Annotated in this window: 24 protein-coding genes; 19 read left to right on the top strand and 5 right to left on the bottom strand. The window is 65.5% G+C overall.

Going from position 1 to position 24,583, the window contains the following annotated elements:
- The first annotated feature begins 77 nt into the window (after positions 1 to 77).
- Both AC1PLA_RS17895 and AC1PLA_RS17890 read left to right on the top strand, forming a co-directional pair.
- Positions 78 to 881, top strand: a complete 804-nt coding sequence (locus AC1PLA_RS17895) for a MetQ/NlpA family ABC transporter substrate-binding protein (RefSeq protein WP_024940265.1) — start codon at positions 78 to 80, stop codon at positions 879 to 881.
- 163 nt (positions 882 to 1,044) lie between these two features.
- Positions 1,045 to 1,602 (top strand): CcdC protein domain-containing protein, encoded by a 558-nt coding sequence (locus AC1PLA_RS17890; protein ID WP_024940264.1) that lies wholly within the window; start codon positions 1,045 to 1,047, stop codon positions 1,600 to 1,602.
- 86 nt (positions 1,603 to 1,688) lie between these two features.
- On the opposite strand, the gene AC1PLA_RS17885 is transcribed toward AC1PLA_RS17890, so the two are convergent.
- Positions 1,689 to 2,360, bottom strand: a complete 672-nt coding sequence (locus tag AC1PLA_RS17885) for an OmpW/AlkL family protein (protein ID WP_016901022.1) — start codon at positions 2,358 to 2,360, stop codon at positions 1,689 to 1,691.
- A 176-nt stretch (positions 2,361 to 2,536) separates the two neighbouring features.
- On the opposite strand from AC1PLA_RS17885, the gene AC1PLA_RS17880 reads away from it, so the two are divergent.
- From AC1PLA_RS17880 to lpdA, 5 genes are all read left to right on the top strand, one after another.
- Complete coding sequence (locus tag AC1PLA_RS17880) at positions 2,537 to 3,064, top strand: DNA-deoxyinosine glycosylase (RefSeq protein WP_481106228.1); 528 nt, start codon at positions 2,537 to 2,539, stop codon at positions 3,062 to 3,064.
- A gap of 235 nt (positions 3,065 to 3,299) precedes the next feature.
- Positions 3,300 to 4,058 carry a DUF2884 family protein gene (locus AC1PLA_RS17875; protein ID WP_039529675.1) on the top strand — a complete coding sequence of 253 codons (759 nt, stop codon included), beginning with the start codon at positions 3,300 to 3,302 and terminating at the stop codon, positions 4,056 to 4,058.
- A gap of 128 nt (positions 4,059 to 4,186) precedes the next feature.
- The gene (locus tag AC1PLA_RS17870; RefSeq protein ID WP_167763652.1) at positions 4,187 to 5,965 is read left to right on the top strand and encodes a dihydrolipoyllysine-residue acetyltransferase; all 1,779 of its coding nucleotides are present in this window, start codon (positions 4,187 to 4,189) and stop codon (positions 5,963 to 5,965) included.
- The gene (locus AC1PLA_RS17865; protein WP_228911171.1) at positions 5,962 to 6,609 is read left to right on the top strand and encodes a hypothetical protein; all 648 of its coding nucleotides are present in this window, start codon (positions 5,962 to 5,964) and stop codon (positions 6,607 to 6,609) included. The genes AC1PLA_RS17870 and AC1PLA_RS17865 overlap by 4 nt, the downstream gene beginning before the upstream one ends.
- 16 nt (positions 6,610 to 6,625) lie before the next feature.
- On the top strand, positions 6,626 to 8,458 hold the full coding sequence (lpdA, locus tag AC1PLA_RS17860) for a dihydrolipoyl dehydrogenase (RefSeq protein WP_481105059.1): 1,833 nt from the start codon (positions 6,626 to 6,628) through the stop codon (positions 8,456 to 8,458).
- A 433-nt stretch (positions 8,459 to 8,891) separates the two neighbouring features.
- Here lpdA and AC1PLA_RS17855 read toward each other — a convergent pair whose 3' ends face one another.
- A complete protein-coding gene (locus AC1PLA_RS17855; protein WP_026064024.1) occupies positions 8,892 to 9,704 on the bottom strand; it encodes a hypothetical protein in 813 nt (270 codons plus the stop codon).
- A 531-nt stretch (positions 9,705 to 10,235) separates the two neighbouring features.
- On the opposite strand from AC1PLA_RS17855, the gene AC1PLA_RS17850 reads away from it, so the two are divergent.
- The 10 genes from AC1PLA_RS17850 to AC1PLA_RS17805 all read left to right on the top strand — a co-directional run bounded on the left by AC1PLA_RS17850 (position 10,236) and on the right by AC1PLA_RS17805 (position 18,485).
- Positions 10,236 to 10,601, top strand: coding sequence for a hypothetical protein (locus tag AC1PLA_RS17850; RefSeq protein WP_016901016.1), 366 nt, complete (start codon positions 10,236 to 10,238; stop codon positions 10,599 to 10,601).
- Positions 10,602 to 10,626: 25 nt separating this feature from the next.
- Positions 10,627 to 11,427 carry a F0F1 ATP synthase subunit A gene (gene atpB, locus AC1PLA_RS17845; RefSeq protein WP_016901015.1) on the top strand — a complete coding sequence of 267 codons (801 nt, stop codon included), beginning with the start codon at positions 10,627 to 10,629 and terminating at the stop codon, positions 11,425 to 11,427.
- 73 nt (positions 11,428 to 11,500) lie between these two features.
- A complete protein-coding gene (atpE, locus tag AC1PLA_RS17840; RefSeq protein WP_002814105.1) occupies positions 11,501 to 11,803 on the top strand; it encodes a F0F1 ATP synthase subunit C in 303 nt (100 codons plus the stop codon).
- A 113-nt stretch (positions 11,804 to 11,916) separates the two neighbouring features.
- Positions 11,917 to 12,387, top strand: coding sequence for a F0F1 ATP synthase subunit B (locus tag AC1PLA_RS17835; protein WP_016901014.1), 471 nt, complete (start codon positions 11,917 to 11,919; stop codon positions 12,385 to 12,387).
- Between the two features lie 3 nt (positions 12,388 to 12,390).
- Positions 12,391 to 12,918, top strand: a complete 528-nt coding sequence (locus AC1PLA_RS17830) for a F0F1 ATP synthase subunit delta (RefSeq protein ID WP_016901013.1) — start codon at positions 12,391 to 12,393, stop codon at positions 12,916 to 12,918.
- Between the two features lie 47 nt (positions 12,919 to 12,965).
- Positions 12,966 to 14,513 carry a F0F1 ATP synthase subunit alpha gene (atpA, locus tag AC1PLA_RS17825; RefSeq protein ID WP_349780395.1) on the top strand — a complete coding sequence of 516 codons (1,548 nt, stop codon included), beginning with the start codon at positions 12,966 to 12,968 and terminating at the stop codon, positions 14,511 to 14,513.
- 186 nt (positions 14,514 to 14,699) lie between these two features.
- Positions 14,700 to 15,563: a F0F1 ATP synthase subunit gamma gene (atpG, locus tag AC1PLA_RS17820; protein WP_065032896.1), complete on the top strand. Its 864-nt coding sequence runs from the start codon at positions 14,700 to 14,702 to the stop codon at positions 15,561 to 15,563.
- Positions 15,564 to 15,707: 144 nt separating this feature from the next.
- Complete coding sequence (gene atpD / locus AC1PLA_RS17815; protein WP_016901010.1) at positions 15,708 to 17,114, top strand: F0F1 ATP synthase subunit beta; 1,407 nt, start codon at positions 15,708 to 15,710, stop codon at positions 17,112 to 17,114.
- A 143-nt stretch (positions 17,115 to 17,257) separates the two neighbouring features.
- Positions 17,258 to 17,680, top strand: coding sequence for a F0F1 ATP synthase subunit epsilon (locus AC1PLA_RS17810; RefSeq protein WP_024938404.1), 423 nt, complete (start codon positions 17,258 to 17,260; stop codon positions 17,678 to 17,680).
- 235 nt (positions 17,681 to 17,915) lie between these two features.
- Positions 17,916 to 18,485 carry a chorismate mutase gene (locus AC1PLA_RS17805; RefSeq protein WP_349780394.1) on the top strand — a complete coding sequence of 190 codons (570 nt, stop codon included), beginning with the start codon at positions 17,916 to 17,918 and terminating at the stop codon, positions 18,483 to 18,485.
- A gap of 42 nt (positions 18,486 to 18,527) precedes the next feature.
- Here AC1PLA_RS17805 and AC1PLA_RS17800 read toward each other — a convergent pair whose 3' ends face one another.
- Entirely contained in the window at positions 18,528 to 18,911 is a 384-nt protein-coding gene (locus tag AC1PLA_RS17800) for a GtrA family protein (RefSeq protein ID WP_349780393.1), read from the bottom strand.
- A 145-nt stretch (positions 18,912 to 19,056) separates the two neighbouring features.
- On the opposite strand from AC1PLA_RS17800, the gene glmU reads away from it, so the two are divergent.
- Both glmU and AC1PLA_RS17790 read left to right on the top strand, forming a co-directional pair.
- A complete protein-coding gene (gene glmU / locus AC1PLA_RS17795; RefSeq protein WP_349780392.1) occupies positions 19,057 to 20,421 on the top strand; it encodes a bifunctional UDP-N-acetylglucosamine diphosphorylase/glucosamine-1-phosphate N-acetyltransferase GlmU in 1,365 nt (454 codons plus the stop codon).
- 109 nt (positions 20,422 to 20,530) lie between these two features.
- Positions 20,531 to 21,502, top strand: coding sequence for a NosD domain-containing protein (locus AC1PLA_RS17790; RefSeq protein ID WP_349780391.1), 972 nt, complete (start codon positions 20,531 to 20,533; stop codon positions 21,500 to 21,502).
- Here the strand turns inward: AC1PLA_RS17790 and AC1PLA_RS17785 are convergent.
- Entirely contained in the window at positions 21,499 to 22,851 is a 1,353-nt protein-coding gene (locus AC1PLA_RS17785) for a sensor histidine kinase (protein WP_016901004.1), read from the bottom strand. The two genes, AC1PLA_RS17790 and AC1PLA_RS17785, sit on opposite strands and share 4 nt — an antisense overlap.
- Positions 22,852 to 22,859: 8 nt before the next feature.
- Positions 22,860 to 24,203 carry a sigma-54-dependent transcriptional regulator gene (locus tag AC1PLA_RS17780; protein ID WP_349780390.1) on the bottom strand — a complete coding sequence of 448 codons (1,344 nt, stop codon included), beginning with the start codon at positions 24,201 to 24,203 and terminating at the stop codon, positions 22,860 to 22,862.
- Between the last annotated feature and the right edge of the window lie 380 nt (positions 24,204 to 24,583).

Below are 24,583 nucleotides of genomic sequence, written 5' to 3'. Positions count from 1 at the left end.
CGATCGCGGCCACACCCGCGGTCTGCTAGGTTTAGCGCTTGCGGCAGTGCCGCATTCCTCCTCCCACGGACCCCCACATGAGCACATTCGCGTTTCGTTCCCTCCTGGCTGCGGCCACGCTGGCCCTGGCCTCCTGTGGTGGTAGCGGTGGCAGCAGCGGCGGCGACACACTGACGGTGGCCGCCACCGCGGTGCCGCATGCCGAGATCCTGGAGGTGGTCGAACCGCTGCTGGCCAAGCAGGGCGTCAAGCTGGACGTGCGCGTGTTCAACGACTACGTGCAGCCCAACGACCAGGTCGTGCAGAAGCAGATCGACGTCAACTACTTCCAGACCGAGCCGTATCTGGATGCCTACAACCGTGACCGCAAGAGCCAGCTGGTGACCGTTGTCGGCGTGCATATCGAGCCGTTCGGTGCGTATTCGCGCCGGTTCAAGGCATTGGCCGAACTGCCCAACGGCGCCGACGTGGTGATTCCCAACGACCCGAGCAACAACAGCCGCGCGCTGATCCTGCTCGACAAGGCAGGCGTGATCAAACTCAAGGACCCGAGCAATGCCCTGTCCAGCCAGCGCGACATCGTCGAGAACCCCAAGCAGCTGAAGTTCCGCGAGCTCGATTCGGCGATGCTGCCGCGCGTGCTCGACCAGGTCGACCTGGCACTGATCAATACCAATTACGCGCTCGACGCCGGCCTCAATCCGACCCGCGACGCGCTGGCGATCGAGAGCAAGGACTCGCCGTACGTGAACTTCCTGGTCTCGCGCCCGGACAACAAGGACGACCCGCGCGTGCAGAAGCTGGCCAAGGCCTTGACCAGCCCGGAGGTGAAGGCGTTTATCGAGCAGAAGTACAAAGGCGCGGTGTTGCCGGCGTTCTAAGAGCGGCGATCAAACCGACCGCGCTCACTGCCAGGCGGGTGTGGTCGATGCTCCGCATCGGCATGCACCCCGCGAACAAGCCGGTTGTTGCGCGCCGTCCACGTTCACCTGGTGTCCGCGCGTTTCGGGTTGCCAACCACTCTTCGCCGCCACCGAGCATGTGATGCCACTTCTCCTCGCCATACCGCTGGCCGTGATCATCGCCCTGGCGGTGTTCGCGGTGTTGTTGCCGTTGTCGCTGGTGCAGCGCTTTCGTGTCGGCACCGCGCGGCGGCAGGCACGCGGCTGGCTGTTGATGATCAATCTGGTCTCGGCCGGCCTCTCCACGGTGTTGTTCGTGATCTTCGTGTTGATCGCCGCCGCGTTCTGGCCCGGCGCGATCAGCCACGCCGCCTTCGGCTGGGCCTGCGGGCTGGCGCTGGGGCTGCTGGCACTGCGTCTGACCCGCTTCGAGCGCACCCAGCAGGGCCTGTTCTACCGGCCCAACCTGTGGCTGGTGCTGGCCCTGACCGCGCTGGTGGTGGTACGCGTGATCGCCGGCATGGTGCAGGGGTGGCGCAGCACCTGGCAGGGTGCTGCCTGGCCCACGGAAGGGTGGCTCAGTCACGCCAGCCTGTTGGGCGCGGCCGGCGTACTGCTCGGCTATGCGCTCGCCTATGCCACCTTGCTGTGGTGGCGCTGGCGCAGCGCGCGCCTGCGCGGCAGCGTCTACTGGCGCTGAGCGGGCGGCGCCACGATTTCAAAGCATAAAAAAACGGGCCTTGCGGCCCGTTTCTTGTTCGACTGAAACGTCGCTTTCCCGCGTGCTTAGAAGCGCGCGCCGACGCCGAAGCCGACGGTCCACGGATCCAGTTCCAGCTCGCTGCCGGTGCCCTGGCCGCCCACGCGCAGTTCCGGACGCGAACGCATGTAGCGGGCGTCGGCACGTGCGAACCAGGTGGAGTTGATGTTCATGTCCACGCCGACGGTGCCGATGACGCCCTTGGCGGTGTCCAGGCCCACGTGCTGGCCGGTGGCCGACGCCGCGTCGATCTTCTCGTTGCTGAAGTTCGACTCGTAGTAGCCCACGCCCACGAACGGACGGAACACGTTATCGGCCTGGCCGAAGTGGTACTGGCCGCTGATGGCGATCGGCTGCTGCTCGACGGTACCAATCTTGCCCACGCCATCGGCGTTGACACGGTGGTTGAACTTGTCGGCGGCGCCCCACAGCTCAACGGCCCAGTTGTCGTTGATGTAGTAGCTGGCGCTCAGCGTCGGTGCCGGGCCGCCATCGACGTCCAGGCCCGGAGCCGGATCGTTCTTCGGCTTGATCAGAGCAACACCGCCGACCACTGCCCAATGCTTTCCGGAAGCGCTATCGGCGCTGGTGGAAGCCGAGGAGGTGTCGCCGGTGTAGGTGGTGTCTTGTGCAAATGCCGACGGCGCAAACGCAAGTGCGGATACGGCAGCCAGGCTCAGGATGGAAATGGCACGCATTGGGGGGTCTCCTCAGTGTTCTTGTTAGGCCCGTGGAGTGGGCCGCGCCAAAGCTATTCCTGAAAATCTGAATCCACGCCCACCCGTGGCTCGCTAAAATTTCGTTTGTTCAGCAAGTTTCCGGAGAAGGCCGTGGCTGCAACAGGCAAGCTGAAAAAGACATTCACGCAGATGCGATCGCCGTGACGAAAACCGACCTGTTGCAGGGCCTTCCAGCGCACATTCCTAACGATTGCCGTGTCCTGGTGCTCGGCTCGATGCCGGGCAACGCCTCGTTGCACGCGGCGATGTACTACGCCCATCCGCGCAACCGTTTCTGGCCGTTGATGCAGGAACTGCTGGGCATCGAGGCCGGGTTGGCGTATCCGGCGCGCCTGCAGGCGCTGGCCAACTGCGGGGTGGGCCTGTGGGATGTGATCGGCCAATGCGAGCGGCGCGGCAGCCTGGACACCGCCATCGTCGCCAGCAGCATCGTGGTCAATCCGCTGGCGGCGCGGCTGGCGACGCTACCGCAGCTGCGTGCGGTCGCCTGCAACGGTGCGGCCGCCGCGCAGGCATGGCGCCGCCATGTGCAGCCGCTGCTGCCCGTCGCCCTGCACACGCTGCCGGTATGGGCCTTGCCGTCCACCAGCCCGGCCAATGCAGCATGGTCGCTGCCACGGCTGTGCGCGGCCTGGCAGCCGCTGCGCGACGCGCTGGATTAATGACGTCGGATCGCCGCGCAACCAACCCATGAGCGAAGACATCAGCGAGCCAATGGCGCCATGCGAGCCATGTGCCTGCGTCGTGGCGGGTTTGGCCGACACCTGTCACCACCGCAACGCCGGCCGTGTTGGTCAGCGCGCAGCCACCGGCCGGAAGTCATGCCAGCGTCCGGCACGGGCAAGTGCCGCTCCCGTGCAGGCATGCTGCAGCCAACGCATCAACGGAAGCGACCAGATGGCGATCAAGCACGCATTACCGATGGCAGCGGGCCTGCTGCTGGGCCTGCTGGTCGCCGTACCGGCCGCCAGCGCCGACGATCTGCACTGCAATGTCAGCAGCGACTACGACCTCACGCTCAACCCGCGCAGCCTGATCCTGATCCGCGCGTCGGGTACGCCGCAGCGGCTGGTGATGCGCCAGGGCGCCTTGTTCGTCGACGACCGCTGGGTCGCGGTGAGCGCGGACGATCGCGCGCGGTTGATCCAGTTCGAGCGGCAGACCCGCGACGTGGTGCCGCTGGCGCAGGAGGTCGGGCGCGAAGCGGCCGACATCGCCGTCACCGCGCTGGGCGAGGTGGCGGCCGGCTTCAGCCGCAGCCCCGAGGCCACACGCGTGCAGCTGGCGGCCGTGCGCGAAAAGATCGACACCCGCCTGAAGCAGAGTTTCGGCAAGAGCCAGCTCACCTCGATCGATATCGATGACGACATCGGCGCGATGGTGGCCGAGCTGCTGCCGCAGCTGATCGGCGATGTCGTCGCCGGTGCGGTGCAGTCGGCACTGACCGGAAACGATCTGCAGCTGCGGTCGCTGGAAGGGGTGGAAACGCGCATCGAGCGCCTGATCGAGCCGCAGGCGCGGGCGTTGCGGCCACGCGCGCAGCAACTGTGCACGCGGGTCGAGGCGCTCGACGGCTTGGACAATGCGCTGGCGTATCGTTTGCCTTCGGGCGAGCCACTGCAACTGTTGCGGGTCGATCGACGCGCGTCGAAATGATCCGGCGCATGCGCCGGCGAACGCTGCATCCCGTCCGGTGCGCGACTTTTTCCACGGCAATGGTTGGCGCTGCGGCCCGCAGCCGGCCACAATAGGGGTTTCCCCATTCTGTTGCCGGAGTTCCCCGTATGGCCGAAATCAAGGAAGCACTTGTCCCCGATATCGGTGACTACAGCGATGTCCCGGTAATCGAGGTGCTGGTGTCGGTCGGCGATACGGTCAGCAAGGACCAGAGCCTGGTCACGCTGGAATCGGACAAAGCCACGATGGAAGTGCCCTCGTCGGTGGCCGGCGTGGTCAAGGAGATCAAGGTCAAGGTCGGCGATTCGCTGTCGCAGGGCGCGCTGGTCGCGCTGATCGAAGTGGCCGACGCCGGCGCCGAAACCGCCGCCGCACCCGCCCCGGCCGCCGCTCCGGCCGCTCCGGCCAAGGCTGCGCCCGCTGCCGCGCCGGCGCCTGCCGCCAAGGCCGAGCCGGCTGCGCCTGCCGCGTCCTCGGACGGCGGCCTGGTCGAGGCCCGTGTGCCCGATATCGGCGATTACACCGACATCCCGGTGATCGAGGTGCTGGTCGCCGTTGGCGATACCGTCGCCAAGGACCAGAGCCTGGTCACGCTGGAATCGGACAAGGCCACGATGGAAGTGCCGTCCTCGGCCGCCGGTGTGGTCAAGGAACTCAAGGTCAAGGTCGGCGACACGCTTTCGCAGGGCAATGTGGTGGCGATCATCGCTGCCAGCGATGGCGGCGCCGGTGCGGCGCAGTCCCCGGCCAAGCCCAGCACCGACACCGCCGAAACCGCCGGCAAGGTCGAGCCGGTCGCCGTGTCTGCGGTGCCGGACAAGCTGGCCCAGCGCGAGATCGCGCAGGTGCAGGGCGCCCGGTCCAGCGAGGCCGCGCAGCCTGTGCAGGGCGGCCAGCCGTCGGCCGGGCAGCCGTCCAGCCCGCCGGTGACCTTCGACGCCGACAGCGTGCTGCCGTCCAAGGTGGCCTACGCCAGCCCGGTGGTGCGCGTGTTCGCACGCGAGCTCGGCGTGGATCTGAACCAGCTCAAGGGCAGCGAGAAGGGCGGCCGCATCACCCGTGAGGACGTGCAGCGCTTCGTCAAGGCCGCACTCAGCGGCGGCGCGCCTGCCGCAGCCGGGGCCGCACCGGCCGGTGGTGGCAACGGCCTGAACCTGCTGGCCTGGCCGAAGGTGGACTTCAGCAAGTTCGGCGAGACCGAGACCCAGCCGCTGTCGCGCATCAAGAAGATTTCCGGTGCCAACCTGGCACGCAACTGGGCAATGATTCCGCACGTCACCCAGTTCGAATCGGCCGACATCACCGACCTGGAAGCCCTGCGCGTGGCGTTGAACAAGGAAAACGAGAAGGCCGGCATCAAGCTGACCATGCTCGCCTTCTTGGTCAAGGCCAGTGCCGCGGCGTTGAAGAAGTTCCCCGAGTTCAACGCCTCGCTGGATGCGGCCGGCGAGAACCTCACCCTGAAGAAGTACATCAACATCGGCTTCGCCGCCGACACCCCGAACGGCCTGGTCGTGCCGGTGATCCGCGACGTCGACAAGAAGGGCGTGCTGCAGATCGCACAGGAAAGCGGTGAGCTGGCCAAGAAGGCGCGCGACGGCAAGCTCGGCCCGGCCGACATGAGCGGCGGCTGCTTCTCGATCAGCTCGCTGGGCGGCATCGGTGGTACGGCGTTCACGCCGATCATCAATGCGCCGGAAGTGGCGATCCTGGGCGTGTCCAAGTCGGCGATGCAGCCGGTGTGGAACGGCAAGGAGTTCGCACCCAAGCTGATGCTGCCGCTGTCGTTGAGCTACGACCACCGCGTCATCGACGGCGCGCTGGCCGCACGCTTCACCACCTACCTCAGCCAGGTGCTGGCCGACATGCGCCGCGTCCTGCTGTGAGAGCAGCGCTGCTGACCTTCGCCCTGCTGGGCGTGCTGCCGTGGACATCCGCGGCGGCACGCGAGTGCGAGAGCACGCTCGGGCGCGGCTGGCCGCCGGCGGTGGGCAATTACGGCACCGCGGTGACCACGCTGCTCGACGCCGGCACCAGGCCGAGCCTGTCGTTGCTGACGCTGCCCACCCGTGGCGTGGAAAGCGGGGTGTCGCTGGTACCGGGCAAGGACGGTGCCGACTGGACCCTGCGGCATAGCCGCGCCGACGAGCGCGTCTACAGCTGGGTCAGCCAGAGCGATCGTGGCAGTGTGCAGTTCCGCACCGCGCAGACCCCGGAAACGGTCGAGATCCCGATTCCGGCAGCGTTGGCAAGGCGCCTGGTCAGCAACTGGACCGGCGCACTGACGCAACTGGCGCCGAGCGGTCGCGGCGCCCCGGTGAGCGAGGGCGAGGTGCTGTCGTTCCAGGTCGATGGCGTGCGTTACAGCGGCACCCGCCCGAGCTGCGGCGCCGGCGAGTTGCTGCTGCAGCAGGCCGCGTTGCTGATCGAAGCCAGCGAAGGCAAGGAAAAGAAGCGCGACAAGCGCTGGACCCAAATCGAATCGTCGCTGGATGAACTCCAGCAGACGCTTGCCGGCACGGCCGGTTGAGCCACAGGAGAAGCAAATGGCGGTCATTGAAATCAAGGTTCCTGACATCGGCGATTACAGCGATGTCCCCGTCATCGAAGTGCTGGTCGCCGTCGGCGACAGCGTGCTCAAGGATCAGGGCCTGGTGACGCTGGAGTCGGACAAGGCCACGCTGGAAGTGCCGTCCTCGGCCGCCGGTGTGGTCAAGGAGCTCAAGGTCAAGGTGGGCGACAGCCTGTCCGAAGGTGCGCTGGTGCTGCTGCTGGAAGCCGAAGGTGAGGCCGCCGCACCGGCTGCGCCCGCCAAGGCCGACAGCAAGCCCGCACCGGCGGCTGCAGCGCCTGCCGCCGCGCCCGGCAGCAAGCCGCCGGTAACGCCGTCGCATCGCGCTCCGGCCGAACCGGCGCCGTCCAAGCCGGCGCTGGCCAGCGGCAAGCCGGCCGATATCGAATGCAAGATGGTGGTGCTCGGCGCCGGCCCTGGCGGCTACACCGCCGCGTTCCGTGCCGCCGACCTGGGCCTGGATACGGTGCTGATCGAGCGCTACGCCAGCCTGGGCGGGGTCTGCCTCAATGTCGGCTGCATCCCGTCCAAGGCGCTGCTGCATGCCGCCGCGGTGATCGACGAAGTGGCGCACGCCGGCGATTTCGGCGTGGACTTCGGCCAGCCCAGGATCACCCTGGACAAGCTGCGCGAGTACAAGGAAAAGGTGGTCGGCAAGCTCACCGGCGGCCTGGCCAGCATGGCCAAACAGCGCAAGGTGCGCACCGTCACCGGCGTGGCATCGTTCGTGTCGCCCAACGAGCTGGAGATCGTCGGCGACGACGGCAAGACCCAGCTGCTGCGTTTCGAGCACTGCATCATCGCCGCCGGTTCGCAGGCGGTAAAGCTGCCGAACTTCCCGTGGGACGACAAGCGCGTGATGGACTCCACCGACGCGCTGGAACTGCACGACATTCCCAAGACCCTGCTGGTGGTCGGCGGCGGCATCATCGGCCTGGAAATGGCCACGGTGTACAGCGCGCTCGGCAGCAAGGTCACCGTGGTCGAGTTCATGGACCAGCTGATGCCGGGCGCCGACAAGGACCTGGTCAAGCCGCTGGCAGATCGCCTGAAGAAGCAGGGCGTGGAGGTCCATCTCAAGACCAAGGCCACCGACGTCAAGGCCGACGCCAGCGGCATCACGGTGTCGTTCGAAGCGGCCACCGAGGGCGAGAAGCCGGGTTTGCAGGCCACCGCCTACGACCGCGTGCTGGTGGCGGTTGGCCGCACGCCCAACGGCAAGAAGATCGGTGCCGACAAGGCCGGCGTCACCATCACCGAGCGCGGCTTCATCCCGGTCGATCGGCAGATGCGCACCAACGTGCCGCACATCTTCGCCATCGGCGACATCGTCGGTAACCCGATGCTGGCGCACAAGGCCACCCACGAGGGCAAGCTGGCCGCCGAAGTGGCTGCCGGCGAGAAGAAGGAATGGGTGGCGCGGGTGATTCCGTCGGTTGCCTACACCAACCCGGAAATCGCCTGGGTCGGCGTGACCGAGACCGAGGCCAAGGCCAAGGGCCTGAAGGTCGGCGTGGCCAAGTTCCCGTGGGCCGCCAGTGGCCGCGCGATCGGCATCGGCCGCACCGAAGGCTTCACCAAGCTGATCTTCGACGAAGAAACCCACCGCGTGATCGGTGGCGCCATCGTCGGCGTGCATGCCGGTGATCTGCTGGCCGAGATCGGCCTGGCGATCGAGATGGGCGCCGAGGCCGAAGACATCGGCCACACCATCCACGCGCATCCGACCCTGAGCGAATCGGTCGGCATGGCCGCAGAGGTCTACGACGGCACCATCACCGACCTGTACATCCCGAAGAAGAAGTAAGCGCACGTCAGCACTTGCTAGCGACAACGCCCCGCCCCGCGCGGGGCGTTGTCGTTTCGGTGTGCTGCCGGGAGGGGTTGCGGGGTGCGGCCGTTCCCACCGGGGCATTGCATGCGCCACGGAATGCATTGCTCGCAGTGTTGATGCTCTGCGCTGTGGTCCCATGGCGCGTTGCAGCTGCGCAACAGGACGAGGGTCCGGCGCATCGTCGCCGGGCACAATGACCTGCCGTGCGGCCCAGGCGGGCGTGACGGTGTGGATGCTGGTGCGGCATTGCCATGCTGATCCGGCCTTCAAGGCGCAGATGCCGGGTGCGCTGACGCAACAGGTCGCGCATGGCGATATCGGTGCACTCGCTGGTGCTGTCGGCACCGCGCAAAAAAGACAAAAGGCCCGCAAAACGCGGGCCTTTTGGTGCAACGCTGCGCGTCGATCAGAACGCGAACGTCACGCCTGCAACCGGGCCCTTGAACTCCTGCTTCAGGCCGATCAGGCCGTCGCTGCCGCGCTGGTCGACGTCGAGCTTGAACCAGTCGTAGCCGGCGAAGATGCCGAAGTTCTTGGTGAAGCGGTATTCGGCAATCGCGTTGGCGCGGCTCAGGTCGCCGTCGTAATCACCGAAGTCGCCCCAGCTGGTGTTGAGGTACTGGCCCTGCACGTTGAACAGCCAATGCTCGCTCGGACGGGCGGTGAAGCGGATGCCGACCACCGGCGCAACGCCGTCTTCGCTTTCGTCCAGCACGTCGCCACTGAAGACGCTACCCAGGTCGGCGTATGCGTTGGCTTCGACCTTGGCGTATTCGGCGCCGATCTGCAGGCCCAGGCTGAATTCCGGCGAGTCGATGACCGAGTAGTCATACACCAGGGTGGCAACCTGATACTTCAGCTCGCCCTTGATGAAGCTGCCGGTCGGCACGGTGACGCCACCGCCGCTGATGTCCTGGGTCAGGGTCTCGCGGCGATCCTTGTCGTACTTGAAGTAATCGAAGATCAGGCGCTGGCGGGTGCTGATGCGGAACACGCCATCGACGCGCGGCTCCCATTCCTTGCCACCGAGCTTGAAGTCTTCGTTGACCGACACGTTGTTGCCCGCCACCAGCGTGTTGCCACGGATGGTGTTGTCGTTGTCGACGTTCATCGCACCTAGACGGAGCTGGAAGCGGTCATCGGTATCTTCGGCGTGCGCCGGCGCGGCGTAGGCGGCAGCCAATACGCACGGGATGGCCAGTGCGAGAAGGTGTTTCATGGGGGAGCTCCGAATTCTTGGAATGGTCAGGCGGTTCGGCCTGTGCGGCGCATCTTCGATAAGACCGCGTCTTCCATAAGTGAAGGAGCTGTCGCATTGTTGTGAAGGCCGAGATAGCAATCGGACAAAACGGTCCGCTGCCACGGGCCGTCAGACTTTAGTCGTACGCCGCGCAATCCGGGCGCCAATGGCGAAGCGGTACGGCTGCTGTCGCAGCACGATGGAGCCGATTGGACCGCCGATGGGAAGGTCGCAGGGTGCGACAAAATGCGCAAAAAGCAGGAGCCCCGGTGCTCTGGGGCTCCCATACGCGACCTGCGGCAGGACCTTTCGACGAGGATGTGCAGGCCTCGCCGGTTATGACCGCCGGTTTGTGGCAAAGTTCCCACCCGCCGCGGCAACCCCTGTATGGTGCGACGCAGCAACGGATGACCTCTGCCGGTTGTCTCGCAATTTGTCCCATTGCTATACTTTCGCGGCTCGACGAGGCGCATCTGCGCTTCCCACTCATTCACACGTAAGGTAACCGTAGTGCTGAACTCCGTTGACGCGGGTCGGCGGTTGATGCTGCGCGCTGCGGTATATCCGCTTGCCGCTGTAGCTATAACCAGTCTGGGGTTGCTGTTGGTCGGTCCCCGTTACTCTGCCGGTCTGGCATTGACCGGATTTGCGACGGTGCTGGGCGGTTGGGTGGCAGCACGTACCGCGCTAGGTGGCGGTATTCAGGCAGCCGGCATTGCCATGGTCCGGCTGATTCTGGCAATGGTGTTGAAGTGGGTGTTGGTTTTCGTGGCGCTGGCGCTTGGCTTCGGCCTGTGGCGGCTGCCTCCTCTGGCCTTGCTGGCGGGTATCGCCATCGGGCTGATTTTTCAGGTTCTGGCTCTGGCCAGGCGTTGATTCGAACTTAAAGGGCTCCGGACACATGGCGGGCGAGGCAGCAACACCTACCTCCTATATCCAGCATCACTTGCAGAACCTGATCTATCCGGTTCGCGAGGGTGGCGGCACGTTTTGGACCATCCACGTCGACACCCTGGTCATGGCGGTGTTGATGGGCCTGGTGATGGTCTTCGCGTTCTGGACGGCGACCCGCAATGCCACCGCCGGCGTGCCGGGCAAGTGGCAGGCGTTTGTCGAGATCTGCCTGGAGTTCGTCGACCGCCAGGCCAAGGACACCTATCACGGCAGCAGCAAGCTGGTGACGCCGATCGCGATCACCATCTTCTTCTGGATCCTGTTGATGAACCTCATCAAGATGATCCCGGCCGATTTCATCGCCATCCCGCTGGGCTGGGCCGGCATCCATGCCTGGAAGCCGGTGCCCACCGCCGACGTCAATGCCACCCTGGGCATGTCGATCAGCGTGTTCTTCCTGATGATCGTCTTCTCGCTGCGCTCCAAGGGCGTGGGCGGCATGACCAAGGAATTCCTGACGGCGCCGTTCGGCAAGTGGATGATGCCGTTCAACCTGCTTTTGAACATCGTCGAGTGGCTGAGCAAGCCGATTTCGCTGGCGATGCGACTGTTCGGCAACATGTTCGGCGGCGAGATCGTCTTCCTGCTGATCTGGGTGCTGGGCGGTGCGGGCATCGCCGGCATGGTCGCTGGCGGCGTATTCGGCCTCGGCTGGATGCTGTTCCACCTGTTGGTGATTCCGCTGCAGGCCTTCATTTTCATGATGCTGTCGATCGTGTATCTGAGCCTTGCCGAAGACAGTCACTGAGTTTCGCTGCACCCTTCATACGCTTCATCCCGATTCATCCATCACCCTTAGAAACTTTCGTTCGGAGATCACCATGTACCTCGCCGTCCTGACCAACCTCGCTCAAGTCCAGAGCTCCACCGTCCTCGCCGTCGGCATCATGATCGGCCTGGCCGCGCTGGGTGCCGGCCTCGGTCTGGCCATCATGGCTGGCAAGTTCCTGGAATCGGCTGCGCGCCAGCCGGAACTGATCCCGGTGCTGCAGGTCCGCATGTTCATCACCGCCGGCCTGATCGACGCCGCGTTCATCATCAGCGTCGCCGTCGGCCTGCTGTTCGCCTTCGCCAACCCGCTGGCCCAGGTGTTCATCGAGCGTCTGTCGCAGGCTGCCGGCTGATCCAGCGGTAGCAGGATGTGGAGGCAACCGCGTGCGGTTGCGTCCGCGGATGAAGGTCGGAAAGCGTCGCCATGCGGTGGCGCTTTCACCCCTAAACAGCGATTGAGCGACCCATGGATATCACCCTTACCATCTTTGCCCAGGCGCTGGCCTTCGCCGGTCTGATCTGGATCGTCGCGACCAAGATCTGGCCGCCGCTGCTGCAGGCGATCGAAGAGCGTCAGCAAAAGATCGCTGAAGGTCTGGCTGCGGCCGATCGCAGTCAGAAGGATCTGGCGCAGGCGCAGGAAAAGGTCAACGAAGCACTGAAGGACGCACGCACCAAGGCCAACGAGATCATCGATCAGGCCCATGCGCGCGCCAACCAGATCATTGAAGCGGCCAAGCACGAGGCAATTGCCGAAGCCAACCGTCAGAAGGATCTGGCGCAGACCGAGATCGACGCGTCCGCCACGCGTGCCCGCGAGGAACTGCGCAAGCAGGTGTCCGTGCTGGCCGTCAGCGGTGCCGAGAAGCTGCTCAAGCGCGAAATCGATGCCAACGCCCACAAGGCGCTGCTCGACGAGCTGGCGGCGGAGATTTAATCGATGAGTCAGGCCCTCACACTTGCCCGTCCGTACGGCCGCGCCGCGTTTGCGATCGCGCGTGAGGGCGGCAACTTCGCGCCCTGGTCCGATGCGCTGGCGTTTTCGGCGCAGGTGGCCGGCGACCCGCGCGTGGCCGCGCTGCTGCTCAACCCGGCCCTGGGCCAGGATCAGGCAGTGACGTTGTTGGCGCCGCCGCAGGCGAGCGAAGACTATCTGCGTTTCCTCGGTCTGCTGGCCGACGCGCAGCGGCTGTCGCTGCTGCCGGAAGTGGCAGGACTGTACGAACAACTGCGGGCCGAAGCCGAACACGTCGTCAAGGCGACGGTGACCTCGGCGGCTGCAATGAGCCAGGCGGAACTGGACACGATCGCTGCTGCGCTGAAGAAGCGTTTCGGCCGCGAGGTGGACATCACCACCGCGGTGGATGCTTCGTTGATCGGCGGCGCGGTGATCGACACCGGCGACGTGGTCATCGACGGCTCGCTGAAGGGCAAGCTTGCGCGTCTGCAAAGCTCGCTCGCCCACTGAATTCACATAAACGCATGGCCCTCGCGGCCGGCACCTAGGACTGAACGATGGCAACCACGCTCAACCCCTCCGAAATCAGCGACCTGATCAAGACCCGCATCGAGGCGGTCAAGCTGTCCGCAGAGTCGCGCAACGAAGGCTCCGTGACCAGCGTGTCCGACGGCATCGTGCGCATCTTCGGCCTGGCCGACGTGATGCAGGGCGAAATGATCGAACTGCCGAACAACACCTTCGCGCTCGCACTGAACCTGGAGCGCGATTCGGTCGGCGCCGTGGTGCTGGGCGATTACGAGAACCTGCGCGAAGGCGACGTGGCCAAGACCACCGGCCGCATCCTGGAAGTGCCGGTCGGTCCGGAACTGCTCGGTCGCGTGGTCAACGCGCTGGGCGAGCCGATCGACGGCAAGGGCCCGCTGGGCGCCAGCCAGACCGCACCGGTGGAGCGCGTTGCGCCCGGCGTGATCTGGCGCAAGTCGGTCGACCAGCCGGTGCAGACCGGCTACAAGTCGGTCGATGCGATGATCCCGATCGGCCGCGGCCAGCGCGAGCTGGTCATCGGTGACCGTCAGACCGGCAAGACCGCGCTGGCGATCGATGCGGTGATCAACCAGAAGGGCACCGGCATCAAGTGCGTGTACGTGGCGATCGGCCAGAAGGCCTCGACCGTTGCCAACATCGTGCGCAAGCTCGAAGAGAACGGCGCGCTGGCGCACACCGTGGTGGTGGCTGCGACCGCGTCCGAATCGGCCGCGATGCAGTACATCAGCCCGTATGCCGGCTGCACCATGGGCGAGTACTTCATGGACCGCGGCGAAGACGCGCTGATCGTGTACGACGATCTGTCCAAGCAGGCCGTGGCCTACCGCCAGATCTCGCTGCTGCTCAAGCGCCCGCCGGGTCGCGAAGCCTATCCGGGCGACGTGTTCTATCTGCACTCCCGCCTGCTCGAGCGCGCTGCGCGCGTGTCCGAGGAGTACGTGGAGAAGTTCACCAACGGTGCGGTGATAGGCAAGACCGGTTCGCTGACCGCGCTGCCGATCATCGAAACGCAGGCCGGCGACGTGTCCGCGTTCGTGCCGACCAACGTGATCTCGATCACCGACGGCCAGATCTTCCTGGAAACCGACCTGTTCAACGCCGGCATCCGCCCGGCCGTGAACGCCGGTATCTCGGTGTCGCGCGTCGGTGGTGCGGCCCAGACCAAGATCATCAAGAAGCTGTCCGGCGGCATCCGTATCTCGCTGGCGCAGTACCGTGAGCTGGCGGCGTTCGCGCAGTTCGCCTCGGACCTGGACGAAGCCACCCGCAAGCAGCTCGAGCGCGGTCAGCGCGTCACCGAGCTGATGAAGCAGAAGCAGTACGCGCCGATGTCCATCGCCAACCAGGCGCTGTCGATCTATGCCGTCAACGAGGGCTACCTCGACGAAGTGCCGGTCAACAAGCTGCTGGCGTTCGAAGAAGGCCTGCACGCGCACTTCGCCAACACCCAGGGTGAGCTGGTCTCCAAGATCAACAGCACCGGCGGCTGGGACAACGACATCGAAGCTGCCTTCAAGAAGGGCATCGAAGAGTTCAAGACCACGGGCAGCTGGTAACAGCGCCGGGAGTCGGGATTGGGCATTCGGGATTCGTAGGAGCGGTGATCTGAGGGCTTGAACGCCCAGGATCACCACTTCGGATCTCCAGATTCAGGTACTCGGGGTTTGTGGGTGAGGTGACGTCGGCGGCTTTGGCCAATCCCGAATCACCCATCTCGAATCCCACCATCGAAGCGAGCGAGTATGGCAGGCGGACGCGAAATCAAAACCAAGATCAAGAGCGTGCAGAACACCCGCAAGGTGACGCGCGCGCTCGAAATGGTCTCGGCCTCCAAGATCCGCAAGGCGCAGGACCGTATGAAGACCTCGCGTCCGTACGCGCAGGCGATGAAGCAGGTGATCGGGCATCTGGCGCAGGCCAGCACCGATTACCAGCATCCGTTCCTGGTCGAGCGCGAGCAGGTCAAGCGGGTCGGTTACATCGTGATCTCCTCCGACCGCGGCCTGGCCGGCGGTCTGAACAACAACCTGTTCCGCAAGATGCTGGGCGAAGTGCGTCCGTGGCAGGACAAGGGCGCCGAGATCGACGTGGTGACCATCGGCCAGAAGGCTTCGGCGTTCTTCCGTCGCATCAAGGTCAACATGGTCGGCAGCGTCACCCATCTGGGCGACAGTCCGCAGATCGAGCAGTTGATCGGTGTGATCAAGGTGATGCTGGATGCCTTCGTCGAGGGCAAGGTGGACCGCGTGTATCTGGTCTACAACCGCTTCGTGAACACGATGACGCAGAAGGCCAGCTTCGATCAGCTGCTGCCGCTGCCGGCTGCCGAGCACAAGGTGGCGCACCACGATTGGGATTACCTGTACGAACCCGATGCCGCGACCGTGCTGGAGCACGTGATGACGCGTTACATCGAGTCGCTGGTGTATCAGGCCGTGCTGGAAAACGTGGCCTCCGAGCATGCTGCGCGCATGGTGGCGATGAAGGCCGCCAGCGACAACGCCAACAAGATGATCGGCACCTTGCAACTGGTCTACAACAAGGCGCGTCAGGCGGCGATCACCCAGGAAATTTCGGAAATCGTCAGCGGCGCGGCCGCGGTATAAGCACGGCCGGGATTGGGGATTCGGGATTGGTAGGAGCGCAGCGAACTGTGCCTTTGCGAATCCCCAATCACGAATCCCAAATCACAAAATTCCACGAGATGGCATTTGCCACTCGGACAGAACAAAGCTAACCGGAGCAGCAAAATGAGTCAGGGCAAGATCGTTCAGATCATCGGCGCGGTCGTCGACGTCGAATTCCAGCGCAATGAAGTGCCGAAGGTCTATCACGCGTTGAAGGTCGAAGGCACCGAAATCACCCTGGAAGTGCAGCAGCAGCTCGGCGATGGCGTGGTGCGCACGATTGCGCTCGGCTCCACCGACGGCCTGAAGCGCAACCTGCTGGCCACCAACACCGAGCGCGCGATTTCGGTGCCAGTCGGTGCCGGGACGCTGGGCCGCATCATGGACGTGCTGGGTCGTCCGATCGACGAGGCCGGCGACGTGCAGGCGTCGGACCATTGGGAAATCCATCGCGCTGCGCCGTCGTATGAAGACCAGTCCTCCAGCACCGAGCTGCTGGAAACCGGCATCAAGGTCATCGACCTGATGTGCCCGTTCGCCAAGGGCGGCAAGGTCGGCCTGTTCGGCGGCGCCGGCGTCGGCAAGACCGTCAACATGATGGAGCTGATCAACAACATCGCCAAGGCGCACTCGGGTCTGTCCGTGTTTGCCGGCGTGGGCGAGCGTACCCGTGAGGGCAACGACTTCTACCACGAGATGAAAGACTCCAACGTGCTGGACAAGGTCGCGATGGTGTACGGCCAGATGAACGAGCCGCCGGGCAACCGTCTGCGCGTCGCGCTGACCGGCCTGACCATGGCCGAGTACTTCCGCGACGAGAAGGACGAGAACGGCAAGGGCAAGGACGTGCTGTTGTTCGTGGACAACATCTACCGCTACACGCTGGCCGGTACCGAAGTGTCCGCGCTGCTCGGCCGCATGCCGTCGGCAGTGGGCTACCAGCCGACCCTGGCCGAGGAAATGGGCGTGTTGCAGGAACGCATCACCTCGACCAAGAGCGGTTCGATCACCTCGATCCAGGCCGTGTACGTGCCTGCGGACGACCTGACCGACCCGTCGCCGGCGACCACCTTCGCCCACCTGGACTCCACCGTCACGCTGAGCCGTAACATCGCTTCGCTGGGTATCTACCCGGCGGTGGATCCGCTGGATTCCACCAGCCGCCAGATGGACCCGCTGGTGATCGGCACCGAGCATTACGACACCGCCCAGCGCGTCCAGCAGACCTTGCAGAAGTACAAGGAACTGAAGGACATCATCGCGATCCTGGGCATGGACGAGCTGAGCGAAGAAGACAAGCAGTCGGTGTCGCGCGCACGCAAGATCGAGCGCTTCTTCAGCCAGCCGTTCCACGTGGCCGAAGTGTTCACCGGCTCGCCGGGCAAGTACGTCTCGCTGAAGGACACCATCCGCGGCTTCAAGGCGATCTGCGACGGCGAGTACGACCACCTGCCGGAGCAGGCGTTCTACATGGTCGGCAGCATCGAAGAAGCCGTCGAGAAAGCCAACAAGATGAGCGCCAAGGCGTAAGAGCCGGGATTTGGCATTCGGGATTCGGGATTTGGTACGGCGGTGAGCGGGGTGCGGAGACGAGGTGAGTGGCCACAGTGAAAGCTGCGGTCGCCAATCCCGAATCCCCAATCCCCAATCCCCGCCTCACAACGCGAGGCACCATGAGCACTATCCGTTGCGACATCGTCAGCGCCGAGAAGGAAATCTTCCACGGTGAGGCGACGCTGGTCGTGGCCACCGGCGAGTTGGGTGAGCTGGGCATCGCGCCCAAGCACGCACCGCTGATCACGCGCCTGAAGCCGGGCAAGGTGGTGGTCACCACCGCCAGCGGCGAACAGCTGGACTTCGCCATTTCCGGCGGCATCCTGGAAGTACAGCCGCAGGTGGTGACCGTGCTGGTCGACACCGCGGTGCGCGCGCAGGACATCGACGAAGCCGCCGTGCGCAAGGTCAAGGAAGAGGCCGAGCGTCTGCTGGCCAACCGTGGCGACACGGTGGATGTGGCCGATGCGCAGCGTCGGCTGGCCGAGGCGACCGTGCAGCTGCAGGCACTGGAACGCCTGCGTCGCAACCTCAAGCACTAAGCACGTTTGCGTGCGCGCATTTGCTAGCGCACACACACGTGATACCCGATGCACCGCCGCACGCAGGTGTGGAGTGAAAAACGCCGACCCCAGGGTCGGCTTTTTCGTTTCTGGAGCTGCGCGTGCGTGGCGCCGCCCCCATGCCTGGGCACAGCAGGCACACTGCCTGCCTTGCGCTGTGCCGCCGGTTGCAGCGTGGCGCGGCCCCTCACTCACGCACGTCGAGGAACACCCGATGACCCGCACGATCGATGGCTTTCGTAGTTATGCGCTGAGCGGCCTGCTGGCTGTGGCGATGCTGGGGTGCGCGCTGCCTGCACGCAGCCAGCCGCCGCTGGATCCGCTGCTGGATCGCATTATGCAACGCAATGCCATCGGCGATGCGGTGGCGCTGAGCAAGTGGGACAGCGGCAAGCCGGTGCTGGACCAGGCCCGCGAGGCGGCGGTGCTGCAGAGCGTGCGCGAGCAGGCGCCTGCGCATGGGCTGGATGCCGACGATGCGGCGCGTTTCTTCGCCGCGCAGATCGAGGCCAACAAGGCGGTGCAATACGCATTGTTGAACCACTGGCGCGAACGCGGACGCGCGCCGGACACGGCGCGTCCGGATCTGGCGAGCCTGCGCACGCGTCTGGATCAACTGCAAGGCGAATTGCTCGACGCACTGGCCGAGGTCGCGCCGGCACGTGCAGCGCCGCAATGCGCGACCAGCACCGCGCGTGCCGCCGCCCATTACGCCGCGCAATGGCAGCTGGACGCGCTGCATCGCGCGGCGCTGGTACGCAGCCTGGGCGATTTCTGCCACTGATACGGGCCGGGTCCGACACTGCCCGGGCTCAGGGACGCTCGCTCAGCGATACACCACGTGCCGGCCCAGGAAAAACGACACGATCGCCAGCCCGCCCTCCACCAGCGGTTTGGCCAGCCAGGCCAGACGCAGGCCGACCAGATCCACCGTTGCCGACAATAGCCAGGTGCTGATGAGCGTGAGTGCCAGCCACATCAGCGCAAAGCGGCGAAAACGCAGCCAGCCCAGACGTGCGCCGCCTCCCTGGGCAAAGGTGTAGCGGCCATTGAGCCAGAAGCCCAGCACCGCGCCACTGATCCGCCCGAGCAGATTGGCCGGCACGGCAGGCATGCCGGCTGCGGTGGCGACGATGAAGATGCCGCAGTCCACCGCTAGCTGCAGGGCACCAATGATCATGAATTGGCTGCCTTGGCGGAACAGACTCATACGGGCCGGGTCATCGTGGAAGGGTGACCATGCTAACCGCAGCGGCGCTTGAAAAGTGTCATCGTCGCGCGTGCTGCAGGCAGGACACGACGCACTGCCGGGACAGCGACTAGAATTTGGTTCTCCCATGTTCTGGAACGCTTCGATGACTCTGCCCTTGTACGTCGTGATCCTGGCTGCGGGCGAGGGCAAGCGCATGCGCTCGTCCCTGCCCAAGGTGCTGCAGCCGCTGGCGGGCCAGCCGATGCTGGCACATGTGATCGCCACGGCGCGGCAGCTGCAGCCGGCAGCGATCCATGTGGTGCACGGGCACGGCGGCGAGCAGGTGCAGGCGGCGTTTGCTGCGCAGGGCGATCTGCACTGGGCCGAGCAACGGCAGCAACTGGGTACCGGGCATGCGGTGCAGCAGGCGATGGATGCGATTCCGGATGCGGCCACGGTGCTGGTGCTGTACGGCGATGTGCCGCTGATCCAGTCGCAGGACCTGCTGCAGCTGCTGCACGCACCCGGGCGCATGGCGGTGCTGGTGGCCGATGTGCCCAATCCCTCCGGCTACGGCCGCATCCTACGCGATGCCGAGGGCAAGGTGGCCGCGATCGTCGAGCAGAAGGATGCCAACGACGAGCAGCGCCGCATCCGCACCATCAACACCGGCATCCTCACTGCCGAGTCCACGGCGCTGCGCCGTTGGCTGGCCGGTCTGTCCAACGAGAATGCGCAGGGCGAGTTCTATCTCACCGACGTGTTTGCCAGCGCCGCCGCCGATTTCACCCCGGCCGACATGGTGCATGTGGCCGACGCGCAGGATGTGGAAGGCGCCAACGACCCCTGGCAGCTGGCGCAGCTGGAACGCGCCTGGCAGCTGCGTGCCGCCCGTGCGCTCTGCCTGCAGGGCGTGCGCATGGCCGACCCGGCGCGCGTGGAGCAGCGCGGCACGGTGACCGTGGGCAGCGACGTGCAGCTGGATATCGACGTGATCCTGGAAGGTGATGTGACGCTGGGCGATGGTGTGGTGATCGGTCCGTTCGTGCGCTTGCGCGATGTGACGCTCGGCGCCGGCACGCAGGTGCGCGCACATTGCGATCTGGAAGGCGTGGTGACCGAAGGGGCGGTGCAGATCGGTCCATTCGCGCGGCTGCGTCCCGGCACCGTGCTGGCCGATGGCGTGCATATCGGCAACTTCGTCGAGACCAAGAAGGTCACGATGGGTGTGGGCAGCAAGGCCAATCATCTGACCTATCTGGGCGATGCGGTGATCGGCAGCAAGGTCAACATCGGCGCCGGCACCATCACCTGCAACTACGATGGGGTGAACAAGTCGCAGACCAGCATCGGCGATGGCGCCTTTGTCGGTTCCAACAGCGCACTGGTGGCACCGATCGAGATCGGTGCCATGGCCACCATCGGCGCGGGCTCGGTGATCACCCGCGATGCGCCTGCCGGGCAGCTCAGCGTCACGCGTGCGCGTCAGACCGTGGTCGAGGGCTGGGAGCGCCCGACCAAGAAGTAGCGTGCCTGCAGGCGTGCGGCCTGGCTGCACGTCGCTGCGGCGCGCACAGCTGCTGTAAAGCGATGCCATGCATAGGCTATGCCCGTCACGATGGCTCAGGAGGTACACGATGCGAACGCCACGTTGCGCGTTGCTGGTGACATGGCTGCTGCTATTGGCGGCAGTGCTGCCAGCTGCGGCCCATGCGCAGACCTACCGGCTGTATCTGGCGCCGGACGGCAACGATGCGGCGGCAGGCACCAGCGCGACGACCGCGTTGCGGAGTCTGGCGGCCGCCCAGCAGCGGCTGCTGGAGCAACGGCCCAGCGGCGCGGTGGACGTGGTGATCGCCGCCGGCACATATCTGCGGCAGTCGGTGCAATGGACATTCACCAACGGGGCGCCCATTCGCTTTATCGCCGCGTCCGACGCAGCCGCGCCACCGTGGTTCGACGGGCGCGGTGGCGCGACCTGGTTCACGCTGAAGGGCGGCAGCGATGCTGCCACCCGGCTGACCTTCACCGGGTTGAAGGTCAGCAATTACTGGATGGCGATGGACCTGGGCAGCAGCAAGCGCAGCGCGGACGGCAACAGCGGCAACATCATCCGCAACATGACCTTCGAACGGATCGGTGGTGTCCATGGCAGCAGCAGTGAGGCCGCCTATTCGTTCGCGGCGATCCGCCTGCAGAACTCGCGCGACAACCGCATCGAACACAATCGCTTCGTATCGATCGAAAACGACACCCGGACCTCGGGTTTCGTGCACGCGATCTACCTGGCGCGCCACTCCTCCGGCAACCGCATCGAAGGCAATACCTTCACCGACGTCAACGGCGATGCCGTGCGTACCCGCGATGCCTCCGACAACACCTACGTGGCGGCCAACCGTTTCGTCCGGGCCGGCAAGTACGCGGCGTTTTCGGACTGGATCAAGCCCGATGGCGAGTGTCCGTCGCAAGGCGGGCAGTTCGTCGACAACACCGTTGGAACCGGCTATTACGGCACGATCGCCGCCACCCGCACCAGTGGTGCCGACGATGCCTGCGGTGCGTTGAAACAAGCGCGGATTGAAGAACGCGGAACGGTGCGCGGCAACTAGCCGGCCGCCGCCGCCGGCAGCAGCAAGGTGACGCACAACCCGCCGTGTTCGCGGTTATGCAGCGAGATGCGCCCGCCGTGCGCTTCAGCGATCTCGCGGGTGAGCGCAAGCCCGAGCCCTGTGCCATTGCGCTTGGTCGAGTAGAACGGCATCAGTGCGTTATGCAGCACGGCCTCGTTCATGCCGTTGCCGCGGTCCAGCACTTCGATCCGTAGCCATTGCGGCACGCGCGTGACGCGCACGGCGACATCGCTGTTGGGCGGCTGCGCTTCGCTGCAGGCTTCGTGCGCGTTCTTGAGCAGGTTGAGCAGCGCCTGCTCGATCTGCGCGGCATCGATGCGGCTGGAGACATCGCTCAGTGCGCCCTGCAGCTGAAACGGAATCTGCTGCCGCAAACGCTCCAGGAATGGTGCCCATTCGATGGTCTGCAACTGCGGCTGCGGCAACTTGGCAAAGCGGGCGTAGCCGCGGATGAAGCCTTCCAGATGACGTGCGCGTTCTTCGATGGTCTCGAACACCGTGCCGAGCCGGTCGGTGCGTTCGCGGCGCAGCAACTCGGCGCCGGAATGTGCCAGCGATGCGATCGGTGCGAGCGAGTTGTTCAATTCATGGCTGATCACGCGGATGACCTTCTTCCAGGTCTGCACTTCCTGGCGCCGCAGTTCGGTGGTCAGGGTGCGGATCAGCAGCAGCTCGTGACCGCGTCCGTTGAGATGGAAACTGCGGCGTGACAGGTGATAGATCTGCTCGTCGTCTTCGTCATCGCCGTCCTCGCGGACCGCAAACAGGCAATCGCCGCCGCGGGCCAGCGCATCGCGCAGTTCGCCGGGCATGCGCGCGAGTACGTCGTCCAGGTGCTGGCCTTCGAGCTTGCGCCCATCGTGCAGCAACTTGCGTGCGGCGTTGTTGGAAAAACCGATGCGGCGCACGCCATCGCCACCGGCCACCACCAGCAGCATCGCCACCGGGGTGTTCTGCAGCATGGTGTCGAGCATCAGTTCGCGCTGCACCAGGTTGCGCCGTTGCGCGCGCAACACCTCGCCCAGTTCCGCATGCGCCTGCACCAGCTGCGCCAGCTCGTCGTTGCCGCGCCAGTACACGCCGAAGTTGTATTCGCCATCGCGGTAGCTGCTGGTGGTGCCGGCCAGGGCACGGAACAGCGAGCGCATCGGCGCAGTGGCGCGGCTGAGGCTGAACCACATGGCCGACAGCAGCACCACCACCGACACCGCAGCCACTTGCCAGCCACGGTCCATCCAGTACGCCATGAACCAGGGCAGCGCGGCGGCCAGCGCCAGCACCGGCAACAGCCGCAAGAACAGCGAGAACGTGAAGGAACGTTGCCACATGTCGGGAATCATTCCGAAGTGATGCCGTAGCGGTCCATGCGCCGGTACAGCGCCTGCCGGCTCAGCCCCAGCTCGGCAGCGGCCTGGGCGATGACGCCCTGCGCGCGCGCCAGTGCCTGCTCGATACGGGCGCGATCCGGCTCGCCCGTTGCCGGCGCGGCCGGGCGCGACGCGGCTGCGCGCGGTAGGTTCAGATCGCCGGCTTCGATGCGCACGCCTTGCGCAAGCAGCGACGCGCGTTGCAGCACATTGCGCAGCTCGCGCACGTTGCCGGGCCAGGCGTGCCGCTGCAGGGCATCGCGCGCCTGCGTGGACAAGGGTTTTTCGCCGGCCAGGAAGTGCTCGGCCAATGGCCCGATATCGCCGGGGCGTTCGGCCAGGGCGGGCAGCGCGATTTCCACCGTGTTGAGGCGGTAATACAGGTCTTCGCGGAAGCTGCCATCGCGGATCATGGCCTGCAGGTCGGCATTGGTGGCGCTGATCACGCGCACCTTGGTGTGGCGTTCGCGGTTGGAGCCCAGCCGCTCGTAACGGCCGGTTTCCAGCACGCGCAGCAGCTTCATCTGCCCGGCCAGCGGCAGGTTGCCGATTTCGTCCAGAAACAGCGTGCCGCCATCGGCGGCTTCGAACTTGCCTTCGCGCGCCTTGTTGGCGCCGGTATACGCGCCGGCTTCGGCGCCGAACAGCTCGGCTTCGATCAGTTCGCCCGGCAATGCGCCGCAATTGAGCGCAATGAAGGGGCCGTGTTTGGCGGGAGAGTTGGCCTGGATGATCTCGGCGATCTTCTCCTTGCCGCTGCCGTTGGGGCCGGTGATCAGTACCGGCAGATCCGAGCGTGCGACCTGGCAGGCGAGCGCGATTGCGCGTTCGCTGGCGGGGTCGGCGAACACCGCGCCGCGCAGGTCGTAACGTTGGGTCAGCTGCTCGCGACCGCGCCGCTCGCGCTCGCGCCGACGTTCCAGCTCGCGGCGCGCTTCGGACAGCTCCAGCAGGTTGTTGACCGTGGTCAGCAGCTTGGTGTCGTCCCAGGGCTTGGCGATGTAGTCGGCCGCACCGGCCTTGACCAGGCCCACCGCGCTGCCCAGGTGGGTCCAGGCGGTGAGCAGGATCACCGGCAAGTCCGGGTGGCGCTGACGGATCTGAGTGAACAGCGCTTCGCCTTCCTCGCCGGAGGTGGTGTCGGCGGTGAAGTTCATGTCCTGGATCACCAGATCAAATCCCTGCTCGTCCAGCAGTGCCAACCCGGCCTGCGGCGAGTGCGCATGCCGCGCCTCGATATCGTGCAGCGAGAACAGCACCTCCAGCGCAGTGGCCACGGCGGTGTTGTCGTCGATGATCAGGATCTGCGGCATCGCGGTGCTCGGTGAAAGGCGCGGGAGGGAAGGGCTATCAGAACAGGATTCGGGGCGTGGCGGAACCGTGCGAGCAATAGGGAGGACATGAGCCTGACTGGCCTTTGCCGGACGGAGCTGATCCCGGCAATCCAGTGATGGTCTGATCGGTGCGACGAGGTTGGCAGCGGGCATGCGTCGATGCCGAGCTCAAGTGCAGGTTCCGGCGCAATACCGGATATCAAGACGGGCAGGCGCCTGCGACACAGGCGCCTTGGTAGACAGGGCGGTGGTGACAAAATCGGCATTGCCCAGGCGGCCGACGGCCAAGTCGCTTGTGGCGATGCTGCCATCGCGCAGGATCTAAGCAACATCACTGTGTGCTGTGTGCTGCGCGTCAG

Source organism: Xanthomonas sp. NCPPB 1826, assembly GCF_056725285.1.
Note: the sequence above shows the minus strand (reverse complement) of the source record. Positions and strands in the feature narration are given on the sequence as shown.

What these genes read in the sequence shown, in the direction of transcription:
- AC1PLA_RS17885 (WP_016901022.1), bottom strand. Translation starts at nt 2,360, where the DNA reads ATGCGTGCCATTTCCATCCTGAGCCTGGCTGCCGTATCCGCACTTGCG.
- AC1PLA_RS17785 (WP_016901004.1), bottom strand. Translation starts at nt 22,851, where the DNA reads ATGTGGCAACGTTCCTTCACGTTCTCGCTGTTCTTGCGGCTGTTGCCG.
- AC1PLA_RS17870 (WP_167763652.1), top strand. Translation starts at nt 4,187, where the DNA reads ATGGCCGAAATCAAGGAAGCACTTGTCCCCGATATCGGTGACTACAGC.
- AC1PLA_RS17800 (WP_349780393.1), bottom strand. Translation starts at nt 18,911, where the DNA reads ATGAGTCTGTTCCGCCAAGGCAGCCAATTCATGATCATTGGTGCCCTG.
- AC1PLA_RS17895 (WP_024940265.1), top strand. Translation starts at nt 78, where the DNA reads ATGAGCACATTCGCGTTTCGTTCCCTCCTGGCTGCGGCCACGCTGGCC.
- AC1PLA_RS17890 (WP_024940264.1), top strand. Translation starts at nt 1,045, where the DNA reads ATGCCACTTCTCCTCGCCATACCGCTGGCCGTGATCATCGCCCTGGCG.
- AC1PLA_RS17855 (WP_026064024.1), bottom strand. Translation starts at nt 9,704, where the DNA reads ATGAAACACCTTCTCGCACTGGCCATCCCGTGCGTATTGGCTGCCGCC.
- AC1PLA_RS17790 (WP_349780391.1), top strand. Translation starts at nt 20,531, where the DNA reads ATGCGAACGCCACGTTGCGCGTTGCTGGTGACATGGCTGCTGCTATTG.
- atpG (WP_065032896.1), top strand. Translation starts at nt 14,700, where the DNA reads ATGGCAGGCGGACGCGAAATCAAAACCAAGATCAAGAGCGTGCAGAAC.
- AC1PLA_RS17805 (WP_349780394.1), top strand. Translation starts at nt 17,916, where the DNA reads ATGACCCGCACGATCGATGGCTTTCGTAGTTATGCGCTGAGCGGCCTG.
- AC1PLA_RS17875 (WP_039529675.1), top strand. Translation starts at nt 3,300, where the DNA reads ATGGCGATCAAGCACGCATTACCGATGGCAGCGGGCCTGCTGCTGGGC.
- AC1PLA_RS17810 (WP_024938404.1), top strand. Translation starts at nt 17,258, where the DNA reads ATGAGCACTATCCGTTGCGACATCGTCAGCGCCGAGAAGGAAATCTTC.
- atpA (WP_349780395.1), top strand. Translation starts at nt 12,966, where the DNA reads ATGGCAACCACGCTCAACCCCTCCGAAATCAGCGACCTGATCAAGACC.
- glmU (WP_349780392.1), top strand. Translation starts at nt 19,057, where the DNA reads ATGACTCTGCCCTTGTACGTCGTGATCCTGGCTGCGGGCGAGGGCAAG.
- AC1PLA_RS17780 (WP_349780390.1), bottom strand. Translation starts at nt 24,203, where the DNA reads ATGCCGCAGATCCTGATCATCGACGACAACACCGCCGTGGCCACTGCG.
- atpE (WP_002814105.1), top strand. Translation starts at nt 11,501, where the DNA reads ATGTACCTCGCCGTCCTGACCAACCTCGCTCAAGTCCAGAGCTCCACC.
- AC1PLA_RS17830 (WP_016901013.1), top strand. Translation starts at nt 12,391, where the DNA reads ATGAGTCAGGCCCTCACACTTGCCCGTCCGTACGGCCGCGCCGCGTTT.
- AC1PLA_RS17835 (WP_016901014.1), top strand. Translation starts at nt 11,917, where the DNA reads ATGGATATCACCCTTACCATCTTTGCCCAGGCGCTGGCCTTCGCCGGT.
- atpD (WP_016901010.1), top strand. Translation starts at nt 15,708, where the DNA reads ATGAGTCAGGGCAAGATCGTTCAGATCATCGGCGCGGTCGTCGACGTC.
- lpdA (WP_481105059.1), top strand. Translation starts at nt 6,626, where the DNA reads ATGGCGGTCATTGAAATCAAGGTTCCTGACATCGGCGATTACAGCGAT.
- atpB (WP_016901015.1), top strand. Translation starts at nt 10,627, where the DNA reads ATGGCGGGCGAGGCAGCAACACCTACCTCCTATATCCAGCATCACTTG.